This window comes from Nostoc paludosum FACHB-159 (assembly GCF_014698835.1).
Classification (GTDB): domain Bacteria; phylum Cyanobacteriota; class Cyanobacteriia; order Cyanobacteriales; family Nostocaceae; genus Nostoc; species Nostoc paludosum.
Genome location: NZ_JACJTU010000038.1, coordinates 1 through 23,198, shown reverse-complemented (window position 1 = coordinate 23,198; position 23,198 = coordinate 1). Strand labels below are relative to the sequence as shown.

The window sequence follows — 23,198 nt, the reverse complement described above, 5'->3', positions numbered from 1 at the left end:
TATTTTCAAGCCAGGTGCTTATGCGATAAATCACACAAATATGGCAGAAAAATATTTTTTCCCAGTTCTCAGTCAACAATCATTATTTTCAAGCTATATCTGATATAAGAATCAGACTGGATTAGTTCTAAATTCTGAAATTATGAGATTTTTCGCCAAAAGTAATTTCAATTTTGATTGAATTTTAGAAATTCACCTATATTCATTAATTTTGGAGCATCTTTACTGACAATTAACGGCAGCTTACCATCCCATTTTTGTATTGCTTGCCTTTGTAATATTTGTGGAGTTAGTCCGTTACGTAATAATCTATGTACTTCAGCCTCTCCTACTGCTAGATTAACTTGTGCTTCAGCTTCTTTCGTTGCTTTTAAAGCAATAAACTCTGCTCTTTTTGCTTCTTGCTCGGCAATTTGTTTTGCTTCTACAGCCTCGCTAAATCTTTCTGAAAAATGTACATGCACTAAAGAAATATCATCAACTGAAACGTGATAACTATTGAGGCGTGTAGTTAATGCATTATCTACTTCAGCTTTAACTTCTCCTCGTTTAGTAATAATTTCTTCAGCAGTATACTTTGCCATGACGGCTTTTAATATTTCTTCAACTGCTGGATTGATAATTCGGTCAATAACATTTTGCTCATCTCCAATCTCTTGAAAAATGGCATTTACTTCCTGAGGAATAATATGCCAATTTAGAGCCACATCTGTAAAAACATTTTGTAAGTCTTTGGAAGAAGCCTCCGCAGAAATTTCCTGCTTTTGGACTCTAACACTCAATTTTTTAACAGTATTGTATACAGGAATAATAAAGTGTATTCCTTCTCCTAATATCTGGTTTTGGACTTCGCCAAATTTCATTAATACGCCACGTTCTCCTGCATTTACAATTACGCAAGGCGTGAGCAAGAGAGTTATCAAGAACAAAAGAGCAGTCAGTTTACCAGCACGGTTAAAATTTGTATTTTTTGTCATTTACCTGAAACATTTATGCGTCTTGCATACAGACACATATTTCGTAGTTGTATGCTTCTTGTCGTCATGCTCTTATAAGTTTGGCTCTAAGTCAATTTTTATTTGACTTTAGTAAATGTTTGGGTAGGCGTTTCCTATGTTAAATAAAAAAATAAAATTTATCTCTGATATGAGAACGCAGACATTTTATTGCCTGAAGTAAGATTTTATAAGTAACTTTAACAGGGCTAGATAGCTTTAGTCTATCTTCAATACTGTAATTTTATCGGAAAGCCGTAGATTTTAAAAGCTAAATTTGTTCTTAAATGACTAAACTCATTAGCTGTCGATCTAGCCCAATGAGGTAATCTCGACCGTAAGCCCCATTTTCTAAACCTGTGATGAGATGGTTGGGGATGTCTTGGTAATTTCTTCGCTACAAGAACCAGCGGCTAGTGTGTAGGCGTAGCCCGTCGTAGACATCGCTGCCACTGTATCCACATCACCGCTAAAAGCGATGCAATGTTGTAACAGTTGGCTCATACTGTCATTTCGCATGACGGCAGTGATGGCTGCTCTGACACTCATCCAGCCTTTGGATTTTACTTCACCTTGCCACGCTTTAGACCACTGCCCAGATACATAAGCTTCTAAAAACTTGCCTAATTTGCGTTTTGGCCCCAGTCGATAGATAAAGTAATGTGACATCAAGGCTGCGGCAACAGCGGCGTTGATTCCATCTGGTGTATTGTGAGTAATGGCGGCTTGAATTGTTGCCGCTTCGATGACTTTTTCTGGTGTGTGATAAATGCCAATGGGTGCGGCACGCATCGCTGCACCGCTTTTGTCACTGTCTGGGCGAATTTTTGTAATAAATTCTTCCCCATTTTGGATTTCTCTAAGAGAAAATTATAAAAGTTTCTTGCATAACCTAGCCGGGGATCGCGTTTAAAAGCTCTAACAAAACTTTCGGCTAAAACTTCTGGCGTCCACGGTGCTTGAACAACAATCACTTCAGGGATGGCAATGCTCATCTGGGTATCCTCAGTGTAGTTGCCAGGAATGAGTCGAAAACGTGGGTGTTGCACGTATCGACTCAAATCGTTGTTAACGAGCATTTCGTCAGCATATTCAAAGCCTGCACCGTAGGCATCTGCGTAGGCGTAGCCTGCCGTAGGCATCGCTAACTCTAGCAACATATTGGTACTACACTAAAAATGGACGCGCCAGAAAAAAGCTAGAGATTGATTTAGCGTCTACCGATTCTCCATCCAGAATAGCTTTTTCTAATTCTTCCGGAGTCAACAATACAGTTTCCATATCCTCGTCTCCATCTTGAGGTGGTGGAGTTTCCAGCTTTTCTAAATCTTGAGCCAGAAAAGCATAAATAATTTCATCAGAATAACCAGGCGCTAGAAAAAATTCTCCTAGTTTGTGCCATTTTTGGGCACTATAGCCAGTTTCTTCCTGAATTTCCCGTTGTACCGTTTCTAAAGGATCTTCGTTGCGTTCTAGGGTTCCCGCCGGAAATTCTAGTATCCGTCCTTGAATTGCAAAACGATACTGGCGCACGAGTACAAGTTTACCTTCTGGTGTCACAGGCACAGCTAAAGCGCCGCCAGGATGGCGAATACACTCCCATTCTCCTTCTGATTTGTTGGGTAAGCGTAAGCGATTAACTTCAAAATCAAACTTGCGTCCTTTATGAAACAAGCGTTGTTTCAACAGTTGTGGTAATTCTCTACCTAATGGCATAGTAAAAAATCTGAATTATCAGTAAATAGTTGAAAATTATATGGACAAATATCCAATTTCATTAGTTTAGAAGTTTTAGTTTCATGGCTGAAAGATACAACTTCTATCTAATTTCAAGAATGCAGTCAGAACTACTTTTGTTGACAAATTCCTGGTTTGATTACCTCGCTATTTTTAGACTAGAGGTTAATGAAGGAAGAAGCTACAGAATTCGTACTTTTTGCAAACTAGATTAAGAGTTTCACCTTTTTAGAATTAAGTGATTACCTGTGGGAATATATCTATATTTTACAACTTCTGGCTATACAATCCGCAAAGTTTTGCAATAAAGAGCTAAAATTAGCACTGTTGTAAGCTGCCGATAACATTTAACGCAGCACATCTTTTTGTATTGGCTGTTAACCGTCAACGCTCAAAAGTATGAGCGACTGTGCAATTTCAAAACCAATTGCTGACGTTTATGGATGGTAATTTTAATTGCCCACCAATAAATGTACACCTGAACAGTCTACCTCTTTGAGCAGTTCTTTAATGACACGCCCAGAAACAGGTTCTACCCAATCTGAGGCGATTTCCGCAAGTGGTACCAATACAAAAGCGCGATCCCGCATTTCAGGATGAGGGATTTGGAGATTTGGTGTATCGACAATAAAGTCATCATATAATAACAAATCTAAGTCCAGGGTTCGTGGCCCCCACCGTTCTTGACGCACGCGCCCAAATTGCCGTTCGATTTTGAGTAAATTTTCTAATAACTCCTGGGGTAGCATTTCGACTTGCAATGTGACGCACCCGTTTAAGTAGTCTGGCTGTGGTGGCCCCAGGGCTTTGGTTTTATACCAATTGGATTTTGCTTCTAGAAAAATGCCTGGGGTTTGAGCTAAAGTTGCGATCGCTGCTTCTAAAATTGCCTGGGAATCTCCCATATTACTACCAAGGGCAAGGGCGGTTTTAGCACGCTTTACCGTATTGTGGCCGTTTTGGGATTGTTTTTGCGGATGCTCCCCCGCAGCTGTTTGCCTAAATTTCAATAGTTTTGATATTCCGAAGACTTTTGAATCTTGCAGTATTTTGACAAAACCCAATTCATTAAATCGAAAAAACATTATTTTTCAACAAGCATTCATCAGTCGGTCGCCAACACTCACCGATTGGCAATAAATTACCACTATTTGTGGGTTGGGCGTCTGGCCTGGCCGTAACTAAGGGCGGACAAGATGTCCACCCCAGGGGAACATTGGATATTTTTTATAAGTTTCAATATACCAGCCCTTCGGCTTATCGAGTTAGAATTGTTTATTTGTATAAAAAAATACTTCTTTAGTCTGAGTTTTGAATTCTTCTTAATAGTGAATTAAGTTAATTATTAATAGGATAGTATACTAACACAATGTGGTGCTATAACCCCAAAGCTTATTGATGGTGGTTAAGTAGTTACTACTACTTCGATCGAGGAACTGATGTGGGGAAGCTGACCTCCTGGTTCAAACCAAGACCAAGTAATTTGAGTGGCTCTAACAAAGAACCACGATTGCCACCTGGTAATCATCATCGACACGAGGAATCCGCAACAAATGAAAGCTTACCACCAGCACATGTGCCACAGGCGAGGCAGTTACTGAGCAAAATGAAAATTTTACCATCAAGAATGAGGGCCGAACGGGCAACTAGGAATAAACCAATCTATCGTCGGCTCTGGTTTTGGGCAGGACTAGGTGTGGGTGGTGGGATACTTGCCTCGATCTATGGCGTCAGTGTAATAGATCGCACCTTGCCAGATAAAGCCGAACTCAATGCTGTTGTTAGAGAACAAACACTGACCATCAAAGCTGCGGATGGTACCATATTACAACAACAAGGTGAAGCCACTAGAGAACAGCTAAAGCTAGAGCAAATACCAGATAATTTAAAAAAAGCTTTTATAGCCTCAGAAGATAGAAGATTTCAGCAACACAATGGAGTCGATGCTCAAGGTATTCTCAGAGCGGGTTTGAATAATTTGCGATCGCAAGGTGTGGTAGAAGGTGGTAGCACCATCACCCAACAACTAGCCCGGATTCTGTTTTTGAAACAAGAGCAGACAATCTGGCGCAAACTCAAGGAAATCCGCCTAGCACAAAAAATCGAGTCAGAATTAACCAAAGATCAAATTTTAGAGCGTTACCTCAACTTGGTTTATTTGGGAGCTGGCGCTTACGGTGTCGCAGATGCCTCCTGGGTATACTTTAGTAAATCCCCAGATCAACTTTCTCTAGCCGAAATGGCTACCATTGCTGGACTAGCTCCTGCACCTAGCTTGTACGCCCCAGACAAGAATCCAGCAGCTGCCAAACAGCGGCGCAACCTGGTATTAATGCGGATGCAGGAAGAAAAATTTATTACGCCAGAACAAAGGCAAGCAGCCGCCCAAGAACCACTAACCCTGAAAACCAGTGTACCCAAGCGACTGCAAGTAGAGTCACCCTACTTTACTACCTACATCCAGAAAGAATTGCCGAAGTACGTTTCTGCTGATGTGTTGTCCACCGGAGGTTTACTGGTGGAAACTACCCTCAACCCCACTTGGCAAAAAGCAGCAGAAGAAGCGGTTGCCAAAACCCTGCGAAATCAGGGACGTTGGGAGAACTTTAAAGAAGCGGCCATGGTCGCCATCGATCCCCGTAACGGTGAAATCAAGGCAATGGTTGGGGGGAAAGACTTTGGCAAAAACCAGTTTAATCGCGTTACCCAAGCACAGCGGCAACCGGGATCGACATTTAAAGGATTTGTTTACGCAACTGCGATCGCCAGTGGTAAAAGCCCCTACGATACCTATGAGGATGCACCCTTTGTGGTAGACGGCTACGAACCGAAAAACTATAGTGAAAGCTTCCGCGGCTCGGTGAGCATGAGGGATGCCCTCACCCGTTCTACTAATATCGTTGCAGTGAAGGTGTTGATTGACGTAGGTTTTAAGCCAACGATTAAACTAGCCCATGATATGGGGATTAAATCCGAACTTAAGCCTACTTACTCCCTAGCTCTCGGCTCGAATGAAGTTAATCTACTGGAATTGACCAGTGCCTACGGCAGTTTTGCTACCCAAGGATTGCACACAGAGCCTCATGGTATCACCCGGATAGTTAACCGCCAAGGCAAAGTGATTTGGTCAGCTAATTTCAAATCAAAACGGGTTCTTGATGCTGACAGCGCCGCTATCATGACTTGGATGCTACGCAACGTGGTGGAAGCTGGTACTGGTGGCGCCGCCCAATTAGGTAATAGACCAGTTGCTGGGAAGACCGGCACCTCCGACGAAGCCCGCGATTTATGGTTTATTGGTTACATTCCCCAAATGGTGACAGGGGTTTGGTTAGGTAACGATAACAACCGCCCCACATATGGCAGCAGCGGTAGTGCCGCTTACACCTGGCACGAATTCATGGAAAAAGCCGTGGAAGGAATGCCGGTAGAAAAGTTTCCCAAACGACCAAAATTAGAAGGTCGCAAAGGCACCATCAAAGCACAGTCAATTAAACCCAAACAAGTGCTCAATCGTTCTCTTTCCTCTAATGATGATGAATCAGAATCGGAAAGTTATAGAAATTCTGAAGATAACACTGGTTCATCTAGGAGGCGTAGAAGCAGGAGGAGATCTTATCAAGAAGAACAGCAATCAAGCAGTGACTATACCCCAAGACGGAGAAAACGTTATCGCAGCAGTGAAGAATCAAATTCTAGTAACTCTTCTTCAGAGTCATCTCGTCCACGGCGGCGCTATAGAAGAGTAGAATCAGATTCTCCTCCACCTCGAAGAACTCGGCGATCCTCATCTCCTGCCAACAGTTCCGGTTCTTCAGGTTCTTCATCATCACAACCATCGTGGCGGGATAGGCTCAGACCTTCTCAGTAATTGGCATTGGGCATTGGGCATTGGGCATTGGGCATTGGGCATCGATACAAACAGAGAATGCTGACTGTTAACGCTTGAAGTTAAAAGTTATTCTTTGTCCCCTTGTCCTCTTATCTCCCCATGCCCCATGCCCCATGCCCCTCTTCCCTCTGCAATATCAAGTTGCTCAAACTACAGGGGGATGTTAGGTGATACGCTGATTTTATATTGTCTTAAAAATAGTATTACCTGACCTTGGAGAACATACCCATGCATTTATTGATGCAAACAGCAGCGCAAGCCGCAGCAAATAGTCCTCATTTTCCTTACGCTTTTACCTTGGTGTATGTCGTTGGTTTTATAGCTGCTGTCACCATTGGTTCAATAGCTTGGTACAACTCGAAACGCCCCGCAGGTTGGGAAAGTAAAGAGCGTCCTGATTTTGTGCCTAAGGTTAATAAAGAAGAAACTCCGGGTCTGGGTGAACCGAAGTCATAAACAGTAGCGAGAATGAGTGATGAGTGATGAGTGATGAGTGATGAGTGGTGAGTTAAAAAACTCCCAACTCCTAACTCCCAACTCATAACTCCCCAACTCATAACTCCAAATTTTCTGTTAGTTTTGAACTTCAACCCAACGACGGTAAAGTTTTTGGATTTGTTTGAGAAGCTGAGTGTGGGCCGGTTGGGCTGACCCATTCGGCTTTGTTATATCTCGCAATTCGGTCAGGAGTCTAGCTTCTTCGATCGCAACATCGCCGTCGCTGTAAATTAAGCCACTGATGGCTTCAATCAGATTTTCACAATCTTCAAGGCTAGGGCGATCGCCTAAGTACTCCCTAACCCACTCATAGCACTCTTTTGGCTGTACGGGAACTAACTCGTACAGCCAAGGTTTAATTTCTGGGTCGCTAGCCAAACCTTTGGCTTGAGCTATTTCGCGTAGATATTGCCGTTCTTCTGGTTGAATTCTGCCATCGAGCCAAGCGGCTCCAATCAGGATTTTAACTAAGTTTTTCACATTGGAATGGGTAACCATTGCTGCCTCCTCTGGTAGATTCTGGCTTCAACCAAATCGTACAATCCCAAACAGTATTCACTCGGAATTATTGGTTTTTCTTAAGCGCACCATAAAAAAACCATCCATGTCTTCTCGATGAGGCCAGACTTTAAACCAGCCTTCAGATGTAGTACGTGCAAAATCAGAGAACTCAAAGCTGCTAGGAGACTGAATTTGCCAATCAGGTGACTCCGCTAAAAATGCTGAAATCACTTCTTCATTTTCTGCTGGATGTAGCGTACAAGTGGCATAAACTAGTACGCCACCAGGTTTGACAAAAGTGGATGTATGTGATAAAAGTTCTTTTTGAAGCAACGAAAGTTCTCGGACTGATTCTGGTGTCTGTCGCCAACGAGCATCAGCGTGACGGTGCATAGTTCCCAAGCCAGAACATGGAGCATCGAGTAATACGCGGTCTGCGATGTTGTGAAATTGGTTAAAATTGCGGCTATCGCCGGTGCAAATTTGAATAGATTTTAAATTTAGGCGTTGAGAGTTTTCTTGGAGTTTGCGAAGACGAGAAGAAGTGCGATCGCAAGCCCAAATTTGCCCCTTATCTTGCATTAACTCAGCTATATGAGTTGTTTTACCCCCTGGTGCAGCACAAGCATCAATCACCACCTCACCCGGTTGGGGGTCAAGCAAATGACTTACCAATTGAGCACTGCTATCTTGTACAGTCCACCAACCTTCTTGGAAACCAGGTAATTTTTGAATTGACCCAGGACTACTGATTAATCGTAGCGCTTGTGGCAAATGACGAACGCGCCTCACCAAAACACCAACAGATTGCAACGCCGCCTCAACTTCTTCCATTGAAGTGTGAAGCGGGTTGATTCGCAAATCGATTGTTGGTGACTGATTCATCCATTCACATAGCTGTTCTGTCTCAACTAAACCCAGTTGTTCTAACCAAACTTGAATAATCCAATCAGGAAAACTGTGTAAAATCCCCAGCCGTTCTACTGGATTTTCTGGGAGTTGTAGAGATGAAGAAGACGCGGAGAGTGGGTGACGCGGTGACGCGGGGAAAGAATTCTCCGTGTCTCTATGGTGTCCCTGTGTGTCCGTATTCTCTTTCTCCGTGTCCCCGCGTCCCCGCGTCCCCGCGTCCTCTCCCCCTTTCCTGAGATACTGGCGTAATAGACCGTTAACAAAACCTGTGAGTCCAGAAAAACCGTTTTCTTTGGCTAGTTGGACGGTGGTGTTAACAGCAGCTGAAGGGGGAATACGCTCTTGATATCGCAGTTGGTATAAGCCTAGATGTAGGATGGTGCGGAGGTCTTTTGGTTGTTGGTGAGATTTCTTTTGAGCAAGTTGGTCAATGAGAGTATCTAGGGTGCGTTGTCTTCTGACACTGCCATAAACTAATTCTGTCACTAGGCGGCGATCGCTATCAGCCAAACTAACTTTTTGCAGCACTCTGTCTAAAGCAACATCAACATAAGCCCCCTTGTGAACATCTCGTAAGGCGATAAAAGCTACTTGACGGGCATTTGTCATCTAAATACAAATCAGGAGTCATAAGGCTTTTGTATTCTAACTCCTCACTCTGGCAATTTTAGATTTGGAATTTTGGATTTTGGATTTGATAAAAAATCTAAAATCCAATCACTCTTAACTCTTGTACAGACGCGGATGAATCGGCGTCTGTATTGTACAGACGCCGATTCATCGCGTCTCTTACTATCGAGGCATATAGGGGTCTACGCTAGCGATTTCAAATTCACAGGCTCTAGAAACCATTTCTGGCGGTAATTTACCAAAGGTAATTAATGGTAAATAATTGGGGTTTGCTATGAGTTCTTTTGCTAATAAAAACCCAGTAATTGTCCAAGTTTGATATTTTCTGGCTTGTTTGCCAATTAGTCGCCCCTTCTTACCGTCGTAATATTCTGGCCATTCATCTTCACACAGGCGTGCTTGGGCAATTTCAATTGCTCTTTGTGCAAGACTTGTTCTCTTGGTTTTTATCGCCGCTGCTGCCAACATCCACATTAAAACCGGCCAACTACCTGCATTGTGATATGACCAAGGTATATTTTTCGGGTCGCATCCAGTCACAATTCTGTATTCTTCATTTTCTAAAGCTGGAAAACAGATTTTCATGGGCATATCTCCCACCAAGTCATCCCATCGTTCCTCAATGAGAGCCATAATTGCTTGTGACTGTTCTTCGGTAGCTAAATCAGAAACGATGGCCATCAAGTTTCCCACTGCAAAGAAGCGAGTATCTAGCTGTGACGGGCCAACATTACCTGCTAAATAACCGCCTTTTTTAGGCAGCCATTTATCTAATTCATAATAGGGAATTGAGTCTACATATATATTGAATAAATTGACGGCGGCTTTGCCATATTCTTCACTTTTGAAGCGATAAATTGCATTCAGACGATTAATATCTATCCAATAATGTTGGCGAATGTGGGCACACAACAAAGGCAAGCGGTTATCAATGGCGACGACAATATCTTGATTACCTTGACAAATCAGCAGTTCGCGAGATGCACGCAGGGCTGTGTAAAAGAGAACTTGCAGTTCTAAAGGATGGCCATAAATACCCATACGACGGTCAATCATACAAGCGCCATCTGGAACTAACAGCGTTGGGTACATGTCAAAACGATTCGCCAAACAAATCTCCATGATTAACCTGATACCATTTTGGAATTCAGGCCGATGAGCTAGAGAAAAATCTTCTGTGGCGACTACGTAAGCACGCAATAAAATAATCCACCATAGACAAGAATCAACTGGTGTAACTCTGGCGATCGCATGTTCCCCAAAATCCGCTTCTAGATATTCTTGCCCATTTTCTGATAATACTTTAAAGCTAGCTGGAATTAATCCGCGACCAGGTTTATAGGCATCTAACGCTCTTTCTTTAGGTTGTAACTTTAAGGTTTCTTCTAAGAAATTGCGAACAATATCTGCTCTACCTTTAAGCAAAAAAATTAGAGCCGAGGAAACAAAATCTCGAATAAAGCACTGGTCATAATTTAGAGCCTCTACAGAAAAATCATAAGCGGCTACTGTACCTACAGGGCGTCCTTGATAGTAAATAATTGACTTTTCTAGTGCTTGCCACGCTTCTGTTACTTCTTTTGAATTTTCAGTAGATTTTAATTCGTTTAATTGCATCGCCAGAATAACTCCATTTAGGTTGTAAATTTGTGGTAGATGCGCCTTCATTCATTAGTTTTGCTATTCTCAGCATAACAAAAACACATTTTTGAATAGCAAATATAATTCCGTAACTTGCTTGCATATTAACTAATAAAGCTGCCGATAAATATGCAACTTTGTTAATAGTTAATTTCCTTATAATCAATTATTCTTCACCGTCAGTAGTAATTTGATTCATCAAACAGTCACATAAGATATATTTTTAGATTATTTATGTTTCCGTTTTGATATCCGGAATCTTTGCTTTACCAAACAAAAACATAACTTCAGTGCTGTTTAAGGTTTGCGTGAAGTTAATACTAATTGCGGTATTTTTACTTAAATAGGATTAGTTTTTGACACTAAAAGGTCAGATTATTCCCCCATAAGATAATAATTTATAACGTTTTGTCATAATATGCAAGATAAATGGTCAAACAATTTAATATGTCAATACTTCTGGAGGGCTATATATTTTACCCTATCGATAGATAATATGCGGTGCTTGTAGAAGTGAAGTGAAAAAAAGTAAAGTTAACACAGTCATTGAAATTAAAATGTAACAGATTAAAATACTCATCACCTCATTGGAGTTAGCTGTTGGTAGTAGCTGACTCCAATCTGTGACGTATGCATAGCCAACTAGGTGCAAACGGTTAATTATACTAGTGACGCCTTTGGGAGAACCAATCAAGATATGTTTAAGTAGCGCTCATAAACAGAATTGACAATGAGAGTATGAAAATTTCTTACTGCTACATCCATTTTTAAAGCGGGTCGATTATTGCAGCAAAGGAGTTGTGCCGTTACCGTTAGTTGACGTATTTGCAATTGCAGCTTGAGCAGGTTGGGTAGCAAGAACCGCTGTAACTTGAGTAACTTTTGAACTAGATTTTTTAGTTCGTTTTCGAGTAGAGCCGCCAGCCTTGGAATACTCCATACTTTTTTTGCCGTAGACAGTTGCAACTCCAGTTAGCATTCGTTCAGACATTTCGGAGAGGGTTTCCTCCATCTGGGTGACTGTTTTACGCGATTCTTCAAGATTGGACAAAAGGGTGTTATGAGCTTCTAGGATTGCACGGGTACTATTGATTAGGTGGTTGTAGGCTTCAATACTTAACCCATGTCCTAAATTCAGATTTTCATCAATGGATTTAAGTAAGGCGAGACGACGTTGGGCTTTGTCAACAGTAGCAGAACCACGAGTTCTTAAAGACATCAGATATCCTTTTTTGATAATCCTTTTTTGATAATCCTTTTTCAAAATAGTGGAGTATTCTTTTGTCTGAGATGGGTAGTTTTGGGGATTTATTTCATTAAAAGTTCAACAAAATAATTACTAGGTTGCCTGTGTTTTTACTCATTTTTCATATCGATTTTTTGTTTGAGAATAAGTGCGATCGGCAAAAGTAATCGTCAAAATCAAAATTGCAGTCGTAAAATCTTAAATACGAGCGCCAAAATCAAAATTGCAGTCGTAAAATCTTAAATACGACTGCCAAAATCAAAATTGCAGTCGTAAAATCTTAAATACGAGCGCCAAAATCAAAATTGCAGTCGTAAAATCTTAAATACGAGCGCCAAAATCAAAATTGCAGTCGTAAAATCTTAAATATGAGCGCCAAAATCAAAATTGCAGTCGAATTATCCCCTCTTGTGCGTACACAGTAGCGCCTTTAAAGAGAGGGGCTGGGGGTGAAGTCAAAATCCTGTATATTGAATTATGTTGACTTAAGCCAAAGGCAGAAAAAAACGAAACGTACTACCAACTCCCAATTTACTTTCTACCTGAATCTGACCGCCTTGTAGTTCAATCAAACGATGGGAAATCGTTAAACCAATACCAGTACCTCCCGAATTGCGATCGCGTGATTGGTCGGCTCGCCAGAAGCGTTCAAACACGTGGGGCAAATTTTCTGGGGCAATACCAATACCTGTATCTATGACTGCAATCCAGAGTTTAGATGCTTCAATCTCAGCACGAATAGTAATTGAACCTTCTTTGGTGTAACGCACTGCATTACCAAGCAGATTAACTAAAATCTGTTCTGTGCGATCGATATCTGCCAATACAGGAGGCAGCACAGGGGGACATTCCAAGTATAGACCTGGGCCATCTTCTAACAACTGGTCAGTAAATTTCTCGACTAATGACTCTAACAACGGACGCAGATTTACCCGTTGTATATTAATTGGCAGATAACCAGCTTCTGCCTTTGACAGTTCTTGTAAATCATTTACCAACCGCTCTAAGCGCCTAGTTTCTTTCGCTAAACGTCGATAAATTTCTGGAGACGCTTCAATTTCTCCATCAGCCAGTTCTTCTAAATAACCGCGCACAACTGTTAACGGTGTCCGTAGTTCATGGGTCATATCTCCAATCACTTCTCGTCGCCGCACTTCCACCCCTTCTAAACTGGCTGCCATCCGGTTGAAACTAGCACCTAATCTATTGAGTTCTGGAATGTCATACGCTGGTAGTCGTGCATCCATCTGGCCGGCAGCAAATTTTTGGGTGATTTGTTCCATCTCAGTCAAGCGCACCATAATCCTTCTGGACACCCAGTAACTCAATCCTCCAGCGGCGCTGCTACCAACTAAAACTGACCAAATAGTACTCCGCTGCCAAGCAATTTCAAATCCTGTCACCAATTCAGTACGAATATCGATTAAATCAAACCCTTGATTTTCTAGTCGTTCCAAATGCAAGACAAAAAATCGGGGAGAAGAAACTTTACTGATAATGACTAGACTAGCTACCCCCACTATCATGACTACCAAGTGAGAAAAAAATAGTCGTCCTCTCAGCCCCATCTTCATAAGATTTATGCTATCGGCGAGTCTTCAAATTTATAACCAACCCCAACAACAGTTTTAATAAAAGTGGGATTTGCTGGGTCAGGCTCAACCTTTTTTCGCAATCGAGCTACATGGGTATCTACCACGCGTTCATCACCAAAAAAGTTATCTCCCCAGAGTTTGTCAATTAGTTGCGTGCGGTTCCAAACTCGACCAGGATTGCTAACAAAGGTAGTTAGCAAATTAAATTCTAGAGTAGTTAAGTCGAGAATTTCAGGTTGCTCAGAATTGATCTGCCGACTAGCAGTGCGCTGATCTACATCTACTATAAAGTGTTGGGTACGATTGACTTGATGTTGTCCCCCTTGCCGGAGACTACGCCGCAATAGCGCTCGTACCCTGGCTACTAACTCTCTAGGGCTAAAGGGCTTCACCATGTAATCATCAGCACCAGTAGATAAGCCAATGACGCGATCGATTTCCTCGCCTTTCGCGGTGAGCATCAAAATATAAGGATCTTTTGCGCCTGGTTTTTGGCGAATTCTGGCACAAACTTCCAGCCCATCCAAACCCGGAATCATTAAATCTAGAATGATTAAATCGGGTGGCTGCTCCTGAAACATCCGTAGAGCATTGATCCCATCACGGCTAATGCGACAGAAAAATCCTTCTTTTTCTAAAGAGAGTTGAATTAAATGAGCAATTTCTGGTTCATCTTCAACTATTAAAATATCCATCCGAAAATACGCAGATTTAAAAAGATGCGGGGATGCGGGGACCGGGGACGTAGGGACGTAGGGACGTAGGGACGTGGGGATACAAGAAAAAAATTCTCCGCGTCTCCCACTCTCCGCGTCCCCGCGTCCTCTTACTTAGAGATTTGAATTCGTCGGAGTTCGGTAAGTATAGCCAAGATTAGAGTCTTTTTGAATGTATGCTTTAATGCTATCTATGTCAATAAAACAGTCAGCAACATCAATTAAGCTTTCGCTAGTGGTTGTTTGCAGACTAACAACTTCCACTCTAACCCCCATTCTGCTGACAGCATTCACAGCATAAGCTAGGTCTCCATCGCCGCTGACTAATACCGCTGTATCATAGTAAGGAGCTAAAGTGATCATGTCTACAGCAATTTCTACGTTCAGATTTGATTTTTTAAAATTATCTGGCGAGACAACGAGGTCTTTTGCTACTACACGATAGCCATTACGACGCATCCATAGTAGAAAACCCTGTTGCTTCTCATTGGTGATATCAACCCCAGTATAGAAAAAAGCACGTAAGAGTCTCGAACCGTTGGTTAAATGACAAAGCAATTTAACGTAGTCAATTTCTATGCCGAGTTGCAAAGCTGTATGAAATAGACTTAAGCCATCAATAAAAATGGCAACTCGACCGCGATTCAAGGTATTCAAAATGGAAGTATCAGTTGCAGTATCTCGCATCTTGGTATCTTTACCTTTGACAGCAGTATCGCTCAAGTTTTGCCCTTGCCAATGTGGTTTAGCTTTGAGTACTTTAGATTCATTTAATTCATTTCTTTGTTTGCTAAAATTAGTTATAATCATTGATACCTCTGAATTTTAAAACTGAAAAGGGTTTTAGCTAAATTTTCTTTAGTATAGTCTCTGCTGATTTATAAACCTAGCAGGAACTTGAGTGAAGTCCCTAGATGCAAATAAACTTAACTCATCTTTAATAGAGCCTAAAATACTTTAAGTAAAAGTTTTTCATTTCTTTTAGGTTGATTTAACGAGATATCATCTCTAGAACATAGATATGCTAGTCTTTAGCAACTACAAGTGCAACAGTTGGGAGAAAATATCTTCCTATGAGCCTATAACCTTAAATCACCGATAGTTGGGCGTCATCGAGCTATTTTTATTTTACCTCTGTATTTTAATAACCTTACAGCCAGGAAAGTTTTTGAATATTTATTCTATAGGATTGACTTCTAGCTGTGACGCTCAAATTTTAACAGAGTTTGCAGCAATAATAATGTAATGTGCGATCGCCTCCAAAAGAGAAGTTATATTAAGCTATTTCGCTAATCTTTAAACGCACCTTTTATAAAAATTCATTTTAATGACAAAGTAATCTTTGATTGCTAGCCATAAATCATCAACAACTGACAATACAAGATTTGCGACTCCTTAAAGAAGTCGCAAATTTCAAGCTTAGGGTTTAGCTAACTTGTTGTTGGATGTGTAGTAAACCTTACTTCCAGTATCGGGTACAAAATGGCAGTTCACACAGGAATTCCATAATGATTTCCAAATTGGTTCGTCTGATTTGCGGAAATACTCACCCATCACTGGTTTTATCGCCTCAGTCGCCTTCAGCAAATTGTAATGAGGGATGTTAAGGAATATGTGGTGAGCAACATGAGTGCCAATATCATGATGGATATGATTAATCAAACCATAATCGCGGTCAATACTGGAAATTGCACCTTTTAAAAAAGTCCACTCTTCTCCACGATACCAGGGAATATCTGGTTCAGTGTGATGCAAAAATGTTACTAAATCAAGCCAAATTACGAACACAATGTAAGGTGCAGCGTAATACTTCAGCAACCACATCCAACCCCATAAATAGGTAAGGTAGCTAAGCAAACCTACCATCCCAATCCAAAGCACGGTACTAGTGATAATATCCCACTTTTCTGATGGTTTAAATAGCGGACTGCTAGGTGAAAAGTGAGAGCCTTCTTTATTTGGAGAACGCTTAAATAAATACACAGGATAAGCCAATAGAAAAACATAATATCGGCCTATCTTTTGTATTAGCGGCATTTCCTTATACTGTGATTCACTTACAGGATACCAGCTTTCATCATTATCGAGATGGCCGGTATTTTTGTGGTGAGTTCTATGGCTAATTCGCCAACCATGATAAGGAACAAGTATGGGTGTATGAGAAAGATGTCCAATCAAATCATTCAGCCATTTATGCTTAGAAAAAGATTGGTGTCCGCAGTCGTGTCCGACTACAAACAAAGCCCAAAACATTGTTCCTTGCATTAACCAAAAAATCGGAAAGAAAAACCAAGAATCCAGGTAATAAGCAACTGCGTAAAGCAGACTAATAATCAGGATGTCGCGAAAGAAGTAATAAAGTGATTTTGTCACATTGGGCTGAAAGCATTCAGCAGGGATCGCAGCTTTTAAATCCTGAAGAGTAAAAGGCAGTTTGGTAGTCTCCCCAGATAATTCATGATTCTGAGGATCGTTGAGCGTGATGATATTTGATTGCACTGGCTGGATTCTTTTGTTGAAGATAAATCGGAACTTTATTTGAGGCAAGATAATCTTACCCCACAAGGCAAAAGTCAAAAGAAAAAAGCAAAAGGATTACTTTTGATTTTTTACTTCACTAGTATGCCCAGGATACTAAATCTCGTAACATCCAAGAGTAAATTTTCTGGCAATTTACCTAACAGTATTTAATAAGTCAAGAATTGCCAGATTGTATTGAAACCCACACTAAGATAAACGCTCTCGTGGAGTTCAAGAGCGTGAAGAAAGGTTGCAACGCGGTTTATCGTTCTGCGTAATATTCGTCGAAAGTCTTATAACCAACATCAGTTGTGTACAGTTGACATTGGTCTGTAATCTGCTTCATTAAAGACCAAGAAAACTGACATTCATCATGCAGATAAGACCCCCAATTTTCTTTGATGCTGCTGTAAGCTAGCCGCAAATTATAAGAAGGAATGGCGGTGGAAATATGATGGGGGACATGAACATTGATATCGTGGCAGAGGATTTCTACCCACCGGGGATAATCGCAATGAACCGTACCAAATAGTTGAGCTAGAGCTTCGTTCCACTTATTTGCTCCAACAAAAGGAACGTCAGAAGCAGTGTGGTGAACGATGGTAAAAGTACTCATCCAAAAGTGGTAGACCAACCAGGGCACTAACCAAAACTTGACAAATCCCCAGATACCTGTAGTGGCGATCAGGGTTGGGAAAGCGATCGCAGCAAACAATACTACCACAGCTACAGAAAGCTTGATGCTGGATTGGTCTTTAGTTTTGAAATTGCGCCAATCAAAATGCACTACTGCCCAATGTCCAATGGAACCTACCCACCAGAAGCGTTTGCGAATAAACAACTCAAAAGCAGACTGTCGGGTTTTATCCCAACTTTCAAACACTTCTGGTCTGATTGGATGCCAAGCATTATCCTCATCGAGTTTGTTGGTATGAGTATGGTGATAATTATGCTTGATCCGCCAACTGTGAAACGGATAAATTAACGGCGCCATAAAAAAGTGTCCCACCACATCATTTACCCAACGACGTTTGGCAAACGACCTGTGACCACAATCATGGCCAATTACAAAAAAACCTGTTAAAGCAGTACCCGTAAAAACCCAAGCTAGGGGCAAAAGAAACCAAGGAGCGATCGCCAAGCTGTAGTAGCCCAAAGCAACTGCCAAGACACTGAGTATTACTTGTGTCCAAGCCTTGCGACGGCTTTGCTGAAAACATTCTCGTGGCAGGGTTTTGACAATATCTTTGAGCCTGAAGTTAGAATTTGCAGACTCGTCACTTAGTTTCTGGGTATTAATTATTGATGTAGTCATGAACACCTGAAATACAACAAACTCCTCAACCAAGTCATCAAAAAATAACTTGCCGTAAAGTTGCTTAATATTAGCGTCTCGGATTATAGCAACCTAACCTATACAAGCGCACCCGTAAATAACTTTTAAAGGAGATTTTAGAATTGGCGCATGTACTTGGTTGCACAGAAAATTCTTTGTCATTAGTCATTGGATATGGGCATGGGGCATGTTAAAGAACAATGACTAATGACTAAGGACAAGTCACTTACTGCTTTGTTGGAGCCAATTTCACATTAGTAGCCAGACCAACTGCTTGTAGCAATTGAATTGTCATCCAAGTTAAATCAATTTCCCACCATTCCAGCCCATGACGAGCTGAATATTGAAAAGCATGGTGATTATTATGCCAGCCTTCACCGAAAACTAGTACGGCTACCCACCAGCAGTTGGTTGATTTATCGCCAGAATCATGGCTTTGATAACCAAATTTATGAGTAGCGCTGTTTACCAACCAAGTGCAGTGGTAAACCCAGACAATACGAACAAAAATTCCCCAAATAACAAACGGCCAGCCACCCAGAAACAAAAGTAATACACCCAGAGCAACCTGGAGCAAAATGAAATATTTTTCTAAAAACTGATAAACTGGGTCTTCGGCTATGTCTTTGGTGAAACGAGGAACTTGCTCGTGAGAGGGACAAAAATGAATCAGCCAACCCATGTGGCTCCACCAGAAGCCTTTATTGGAATCATGGGGATCTGCCTCAGTATCTGAGTGCAAATGATGGATACGATGTGTCCCTACCCACTCGATTGGCCCTCCTTGACAGGCGAGTGTCCCGAAGAAAACCAAGATATACTCTAGCCATTTGGGAGTCTGAAAACTGCGGTGGGTAACAAGGCGGTGAAATCCCAGAGTAATGCCTAAACCACCACTCACCCAGTAGAGCAACAAACCCACGCCAACTGCCGTCCAGCTAAAGTTACCAGGAACAAAGGCAAACAGCGCACCGATGTGCAGACCAATGAAAAACAGGGTATTAACCCAGTTGATTTGAGGTTTAGTTGAAGTAGCAATTGTCATGCAGTAACCTGAATTGGAATTGTTCGGCCGAATTTGCGCGATCTGAAAATCGGCATATTTATAATTTTTTGTGAACGAGGAACTAATGAACAGCTTGGAACAGCTGCGGCAAGCAGAACACGCACTGTTAGAAATTTTTTCTGGTATTGACACTCAGGTCAAGCATAATCTAAAACGAGTGCTAGATGCCTTTCGTAATCACCGTGTCGGCGCACACCATTTTGCTGGTGTAAGTGGTTATGGCCATGATGATTTAGGGCGAGAAACTTTAGATAAAGTTTTTGCCGAAGTTATGGGTTCCGAAGCAGCAGCAGTGCGAGTGCAGTTTGTTTCGGGAACTCATGCGATCGCTTGTGCTTTGTTTGGGGTACTCCGTCCTGGAGATGAGATGTTATCAGTAGTTGGTTCTCCCTACGATACACTTGAAGAAGTCATTGGTTTGCGGGGTCACGGTCAAGGTTCCCTTATAGAGTTTGGCATAAAATACCGCCAATTGGAGCTAACCCCCGAAGGAGGGGTGAATTGGGAAGCTTTAAGCCATACAGTGGATGACAAAACCCGTTTAGTCACAATTCAGCGCTCTTGTGGCTATTCTTGGCGTCCGAGTTTATCAATTGCTGATATTGAAAAAATCATCCATATAGTTAAACAGCAAAACCCCAACACAATTTGTTTTGTAGATAACTGCTACGGCGAATTTATCGAAACCAAGGAACCCACAGCCGTAGGCGCTGATTTAATGGCGGGGTCATTGATTAAAAATCCTGGTGGCACTATTGTCGTTGCTGGTGGTTATGTCGCCGGTCGCGCTGACTTGGTGGAAGCCGCCGCTTGTCGCTTGACTGCTCCGGGTATCGGTAGTTATGGCGGTGCTACTTTTGACCAAAATCGTTTGCTGTTCCAAGGGCTATTTCTCGCACCGCAGATGGTGGGAGAGGCGATGAAAGGGACATACTTAACTGGTTATGTATTTGATAAACTCGGTTATCCAGTGAATCCCCCGCCACTAGCGCCGCGTGGAGATGTGATTCAGGCAATTAAACTGGGTTCTGCCAAAAAGCTAATTGCTTTCTGTAAAGCCATACAACAGTATTCTCCCATCGGTTCCTACTTAGACCCCATTCCAGATGAAATACCGGGGTATGAGAGCCAGGTGGTGATGGCTGGGGGGACGTTTATTGAGGGGAGTACTTTGGAATTGTCGGCAGATGGGCCTTTGCGTGAGCCGTATGTAGTTTATTGCCAAGGGGGGACTCATTGGACTCATGTGGCGATCGCATTGGAGGCGGCGATCGATGCTGTGGGAAGGGTTGGGTGAGGGTTATATAATACTTATGTATTTAAGTAAATTTGCGAGAAAATTCGATGTATAGTCTCACGCAAAGGCGCAAAGTTAAGGAAGATGGATGAGAATGAGGGTGGAAATATGGGTGATATAAAGAACATTAGTTAAGATGGTCTCACGCAAAGGCGCAAAGGCGCAAAGTTAAGGAAGATGAATGAGAATGAAGTTGCGAAAGAGATTGTCGATGCGGCTTACAAGATTCATACGACTTTGGGACCTGGTTTGCTGGAATCTGTTTATCAGGCAGTTTTGGAATATGAGTTGCGAAAGCGAGGATTGCAGGTAAAAAGGGAGCAAGCCATACCGATTGTTTATGAAGATATACATTTGGAGGTAGGTTTTCGCGCAGATCTCATAGTTGAAAACAAAGTGATTATTGAACTCAAATCAGTAGAAGCAGTTCATCCAGTACACAAGAAGCAACTACTGACATATCTTTGCCTTGCAAACAAACGTCTTGGCTTACTAATTAACTTTGGAGCCTTGTTAATCAAAGATGGTATCTCACGAGTAGTCAATGGTTTGTAAAAATCTAACTTCAAAGATACTCTCTTTATTTATTCTTTACTTTGCGTCTTTGCGTCTTTGCGTGAGCTTTTAAATTTTAGATCTTGAATCTTAAATCCAAAATCCAAAATTTAAAATCTAAAATTCGTTGATTTTACTCTGGCAACTCATACTGCCCAACAATACGCTTTGCATACTCCGGAACATGCTCCTCCAACTTTTCCGGATGATTCCGCTTCACATACAAATAATTTCGAGTAAAGTGCGAATCAATGGAAAACCGCGCATATTCCAAACCCTTAGGGCCAATTTTCTCAATCACCACACCCATCAATTTCGCAGCCCACATCGGCAAAGTTACCCCTTTATCGTAGGCGGGAATGCTTTGCTGTACAGCTTCCTTACGATTCCCTTTAGACATCACCGGTTGGGTATCTAACTGGTCTTTTACCAAATCCAGCATTTCCCTACCAGTGTCATTTCTAACTACAATCCACTGCCAGCCGAAGGGTGCCCCCATGTAGCCGACGACTAAATCAGCTAAGGAATTAACATAATCAAAACAACTCATACAAGATGGGGCAAAGACATCTTTAAGTTTATTAGTTTTCAAACCAAAGAAAGGTACGGTTTCTGTTGAGCCATCTTCATGTTTGAAGTGAACTCGAAAGTCTTGCATGAATTCATAATGTACAACTGTGTCTGGCGATCGGCTAGTAGTTTCTAAGAATTTTTGCAGCCCAGCGCGGTTGACATTATCTACACAAGGCGTACCCAAAACATACAGCTTTTCCAAACCAAGTTGTTTTTCTACAGCTCGTAATGCTTGAATTTGGCAACCAACACCAATTACCAATAGCCGCTTGAGTCCTGATTTTTCTATTTGTTCCAACACAGAAAGATTAGGTGAAAGTGTTGGTTTGTTTACTCTGGCTGCAAGTATTTCTTCTGGAGTGCGGGCGATGATGGGCATGGGTTGAAAGCGGTCTTCTTTGGTATTTTGGACGCAGACAACACCTTCAACTAAGCCGCGATTAAGCATTTCAATAGCAATGCTGCTAACGATCCCCGTCCATTGTGCGCCTTCGATTGGTTGCTGTTTTCGCGCCGCCATCATGTCTTGATGAACGCCAAAGTATAGCTCATCGGGGTTATCGAGATTGCGCGATCGCCTGTGTGTTTCTGCTTCAAGTTCACCTATTTGCTGATTAAGAAAAGCGCAAGCTTCCTTGACATAGTGAATATAGTATGTATCGCACAGTCCGCACTCGCTACAAAGTTCTTTAGCAGGGCGACGGCTAGTAGGTTTGAGAGCTTTAGCTTTTTTGTGAGGAGAAACTGAGGTCATATAAATTTTTTGTTTTATTCAGGAATCGCTTTTATTACAATACCTTCACTGGCTATGAACTTGGCGATCGAGATTGAACAAGAAAAAGATGGGTGCTTCCTAGCTGAAGTCATTGGTTTTCCTCGTGTACTGATGAGTTAATCGGTTAAGAGTACCGCAGGAGGGTTCACAATAAGAGGTTGTTTGAAAAGTGGTTAGCTGTGATTTTAATCACATTTTTACCCCCCTTGCAAAGCTACGGTGTACACACAAGTCTTGAAATCCCATCTAAAACTTGGTTTCGTTGCCCTAGCCCTAAAATTAGCGTCCAGTCCAAACATTTGCAATACAACAAATTGACATCAGGTAGTCACGTCGGTGTCATACCCAATTGCTATTTTGAAAGTATCCAAATTCTTGGTTTTTTGAAGGGGATCAAGATTTTGAATTTGTATTTAACATAACGTTAATTCGGCATTGTGGATCGTATGCCTAATATTGTTCTGGCGGCTTTTTTGGTTAGTTTACTCACCGTATCTGGTTACGCTGCGATCGCCTACCTGTTTCCTCAAAATCGTTCTCAGGACTGAGCAGGTATCAAAATATTGGTATATTTGCTCTGTTTTTGTTTTTGATTTTTTATACAATTAGACTCATCCGCGAATCATGAAAGCTTACCAGGAGAGAGTTACAAGGATTTGCACGGAAGGAGCGATCGCCATCTGGCAGTACGAGAAAATGAGGGTTTGAAGGCA

General features: G+C 41.7%; 19 protein-coding genes and 1 pseudogene. 4 read left to right on the top strand and 16 right to left on the bottom strand.

From position 1 onward, the window contains the following. Positions 1-167: 167 nt before the first annotated feature. The 5 genes and pseudogenes from H6H03_RS28350 to folK all read right to left on the bottom strand — a co-directional run bounded on the left by H6H03_RS28350 (position 168) and on the right by folK (position 3,742). Entirely contained in the window at positions 168-977 is an 810-nt protein-coding gene (locus tag H6H03_RS28350) for a prohibitin family protein (protein ID WP_190958395.1), read from the bottom strand. A gap of 369 nt (positions 978-1,346) precedes the next feature. Then, positions 1,347-1,820 carry an ADP-ribosylglycohydrolase family protein gene (locus H6H03_RS41500; RefSeq protein ID WP_390842906.1) on the bottom strand — a complete coding sequence of 158 codons (474 nt, stop codon included), beginning with the start codon at positions 1,818-1,820 and terminating at the stop codon, positions 1,347-1,349. A gap of 107 nt (positions 1,821-1,927) precedes the next feature. Beyond that, positions 1,928-2,074, bottom strand: a pseudogene (locus H6H03_RS42105) (ADP-ribosylglycohydrolase family protein); the annotation flags it as partial. Positions 2,075-2,162: 88 nt separating this feature from the next. Next, on the bottom strand, positions 2,163-2,711 hold the full coding sequence (locus H6H03_RS28340) for an NUDIX hydrolase (protein ID WP_190958394.1): 549 nt from the start codon (positions 2,709-2,711) through the stop codon (positions 2,163-2,165). Positions 2,712-3,184: 473 nt separating this feature from the next. After that, positions 3,185-3,742, bottom strand: coding sequence for a 2-amino-4-hydroxy-6-hydroxymethyldihydropteridine diphosphokinase (folK, locus tag H6H03_RS28335; RefSeq protein ID WP_277927402.1), 558 nt, complete (start codon positions 3,740-3,742; stop codon positions 3,185-3,187). 431 nt (positions 3,743-4,173) lie between these two features. Between folK and H6H03_RS28330 the strand changes: the two genes are divergently transcribed. Next, on the top strand, positions 4,174-6,603 hold the full coding sequence (locus H6H03_RS28330; protein ID WP_190958392.1) for a transglycosylase domain-containing protein: 2,430 nt from the start codon (positions 4,174-4,176) through the stop codon (positions 6,601-6,603). Between the two features lie 249 nt (positions 6,604-6,852). Next, entirely contained in the window at positions 6,853-7,080 is a 228-nt protein-coding gene (psb35, locus tag H6H03_RS28325) for a photosystem II assembly protein Psb35 (protein ID WP_185568458.1), read from the top strand. A 117-nt stretch (positions 7,081-7,197) separates the two neighbouring features. Here the strand turns inward: psb35 and H6H03_RS28320 are convergent, their stop codons facing one another. The 10 genes from H6H03_RS28320 to H6H03_RS28275 form a co-directional block, all read right to left on the bottom strand. Continuing rightward, a complete protein-coding gene (locus H6H03_RS28320) occupies positions 7,198-7,620 on the bottom strand; it encodes a tellurite resistance TerB family protein (RefSeq protein WP_190958391.1) in 423 nt (140 codons plus the stop codon). Between the two features lie 57 nt (positions 7,621-7,677). Then, the gene (locus H6H03_RS28315) at positions 7,678-9,144 is read right to left on the bottom strand and encodes a 16S rRNA (cytosine(967)-C(5))-methyltransferase (RefSeq protein ID WP_190958390.1); all 1,467 of its coding nucleotides are present in this window, start codon (positions 9,142-9,144) and stop codon (positions 7,678-7,680) included. 183 nt (positions 9,145-9,327) lie between these two features. Then, positions 9,328-10,782 (bottom strand): glycoside hydrolase 100 family protein, encoded by a 1,455-nt coding sequence (locus H6H03_RS28310; RefSeq protein ID WP_190958422.1) that lies wholly within the window; start codon positions 10,780-10,782, stop codon positions 9,328-9,330. An 805-nt stretch (positions 10,783-11,587) separates the two neighbouring features. Then, positions 11,588-12,025, bottom strand: a complete 438-nt coding sequence (locus H6H03_RS28305) for a hypothetical protein (protein ID WP_190958389.1) — start codon at positions 12,023-12,025, stop codon at positions 11,588-11,590. A 512-nt stretch (positions 12,026-12,537) separates the two neighbouring features. After that, on the bottom strand, positions 12,538-13,626 hold the full coding sequence (locus H6H03_RS28300) for a sensor histidine kinase (protein ID WP_190958388.1): 1,089 nt from the start codon (positions 13,624-13,626) through the stop codon (positions 12,538-12,540). 5 nt (positions 13,627-13,631) lie between these two features. Then, positions 13,632-14,342, bottom strand: coding sequence for a response regulator transcription factor (locus tag H6H03_RS28295; protein ID WP_190958387.1), 711 nt, complete (start codon positions 14,340-14,342; stop codon positions 13,632-13,634). 135 nt (positions 14,343-14,477) lie between these two features. After that, a complete protein-coding gene (locus tag H6H03_RS28290) occupies positions 14,478-15,173 on the bottom strand; it encodes a LabA-like NYN domain-containing protein (RefSeq protein WP_190958386.1) in 696 nt (231 codons plus the stop codon). 609 nt (positions 15,174-15,782) lie between these two features. Then, a complete protein-coding gene (locus tag H6H03_RS28285) occupies positions 15,783-16,862 on the bottom strand; it encodes a fatty acid desaturase (RefSeq protein WP_190958385.1) in 1,080 nt (359 codons plus the stop codon). A gap of 283 nt (positions 16,863-17,145) precedes the next feature. Continuing rightward, a complete protein-coding gene (locus tag H6H03_RS28280) occupies positions 17,146-18,198 on the bottom strand; it encodes a fatty acid desaturase (RefSeq protein WP_190958384.1) in 1,053 nt (350 codons plus the stop codon). A 247-nt stretch (positions 18,199-18,445) separates the two neighbouring features. Further along, entirely contained in the window at positions 18,446-19,264 is an 819-nt protein-coding gene (locus H6H03_RS28275; RefSeq protein ID WP_190958383.1) for an acyl-CoA desaturase, read from the bottom strand. A gap of 85 nt (positions 19,265-19,349) precedes the next feature. Between H6H03_RS28275 and H6H03_RS28270 the strand changes: the two genes are divergently transcribed. Together H6H03_RS28270 and H6H03_RS28265 are read left to right on the top strand one after the other, a co-directional pair. Beyond that, positions 19,350-20,582 carry a methionine gamma-lyase family protein gene (locus tag H6H03_RS28270; RefSeq protein ID WP_190958382.1) on the top strand — a complete coding sequence of 411 codons (1,233 nt, stop codon included), beginning with the start codon at positions 19,350-19,352 and terminating at the stop codon, positions 20,580-20,582. Positions 20,583-20,759: 177 nt separating this feature from the next. Beyond that, entirely contained in the window at positions 20,760-21,137 is a 378-nt protein-coding gene (locus H6H03_RS28265; protein ID WP_190958381.1) for a GxxExxY protein, read from the top strand. A gap of 133 nt (positions 21,138-21,270) precedes the next feature. On the opposite strand, the gene H6H03_RS28260 is transcribed toward H6H03_RS28265, so the two are convergent. Beyond that, entirely contained in the window at positions 21,271-22,464 is a 1,194-nt protein-coding gene (locus tag H6H03_RS28260) for a Coenzyme F420 hydrogenase/dehydrogenase, beta subunit C-terminal domain (RefSeq protein ID WP_190958380.1), read from the bottom strand. Positions 22,465-23,198 lie beyond the last annotated feature (734 nt).

Coding starts and splice junctions, on each gene's coding strand:
- H6H03_RS28275 (WP_190958383.1), bottom strand. CDS start 19,264: ATGACAATTGCTACTTCAACTAAACCTCAAATCAACTGGGTTAATACC.
- H6H03_RS28340 (WP_190958394.1), bottom strand. CDS start 2,711: ATGCCATTAGGTAGAGAATTACCACAACTGTTGAAACAACGCTTGTTT.
- H6H03_RS28300 (WP_190958388.1), bottom strand. CDS start 13,626: ATGAAGATGGGGCTGAGAGGACGACTATTTTTTTCTCACTTGGTAGTC.
- H6H03_RS28260 (WP_190958380.1), bottom strand. CDS start 22,464: ATGACCTCAGTTTCTCCTCACAAAAAAGCTAAAGCTCTCAAACCTACT.
- H6H03_RS28350 (WP_190958395.1), bottom strand. CDS start 977: ATGACAAAAAATACAAATTTTAACCGTGCTGGTAAACTGACTGCTCTT.
- H6H03_RS28265 (WP_190958381.1), top strand. CDS start 20,760: ATGAATGAGAATGAAGTTGCGAAAGAGATTGTCGATGCGGCTTACAAG.
- H6H03_RS28305 (WP_190958389.1), bottom strand. CDS start 12,025: ATGTCTTTAAGAACTCGTGGTTCTGCTACTGTTGACAAAGCCCAACGT.
- H6H03_RS28280 (WP_190958384.1), bottom strand. CDS start 18,198: ATGACTACATCAATAATTAATACCCAGAAACTAAGTGACGAGTCTGCA.
- H6H03_RS28295 (WP_190958387.1), bottom strand. CDS start 14,342: ATGGATATTTTAATAGTTGAAGATGAACCAGAAATTGCTCATTTAATT.
- psb35 (WP_185568458.1), top strand. CDS start 6,853: ATGCATTTATTGATGCAAACAGCAGCGCAAGCCGCAGCAAATAGTCCT.
- H6H03_RS28290 (WP_190958386.1), bottom strand. CDS start 15,173: ATGATTATAACTAATTTTAGCAAACAAAGAAATGAATTAAATGAATCT.
- H6H03_RS28310 (WP_190958422.1), bottom strand. CDS start 10,782: ATGCAATTAAACGAATTAAAATCTACTGAAAATTCAAAAGAAGTAACA.
- H6H03_RS28315 (WP_190958390.1), bottom strand. CDS start 9,144: ATGACAAATGCCCGTCAAGTAGCTTTTATCGCCTTACGAGATGTTCAC.
- H6H03_RS28320 (WP_190958391.1), bottom strand. CDS start 7,620: ATGGTTACCCATTCCAATGTGAAAAACTTAGTTAAAATCCTGATTGGA.
- H6H03_RS28270 (WP_190958382.1), top strand. CDS start 19,350: ATGAACAGCTTGGAACAGCTGCGGCAAGCAGAACACGCACTGTTAGAA.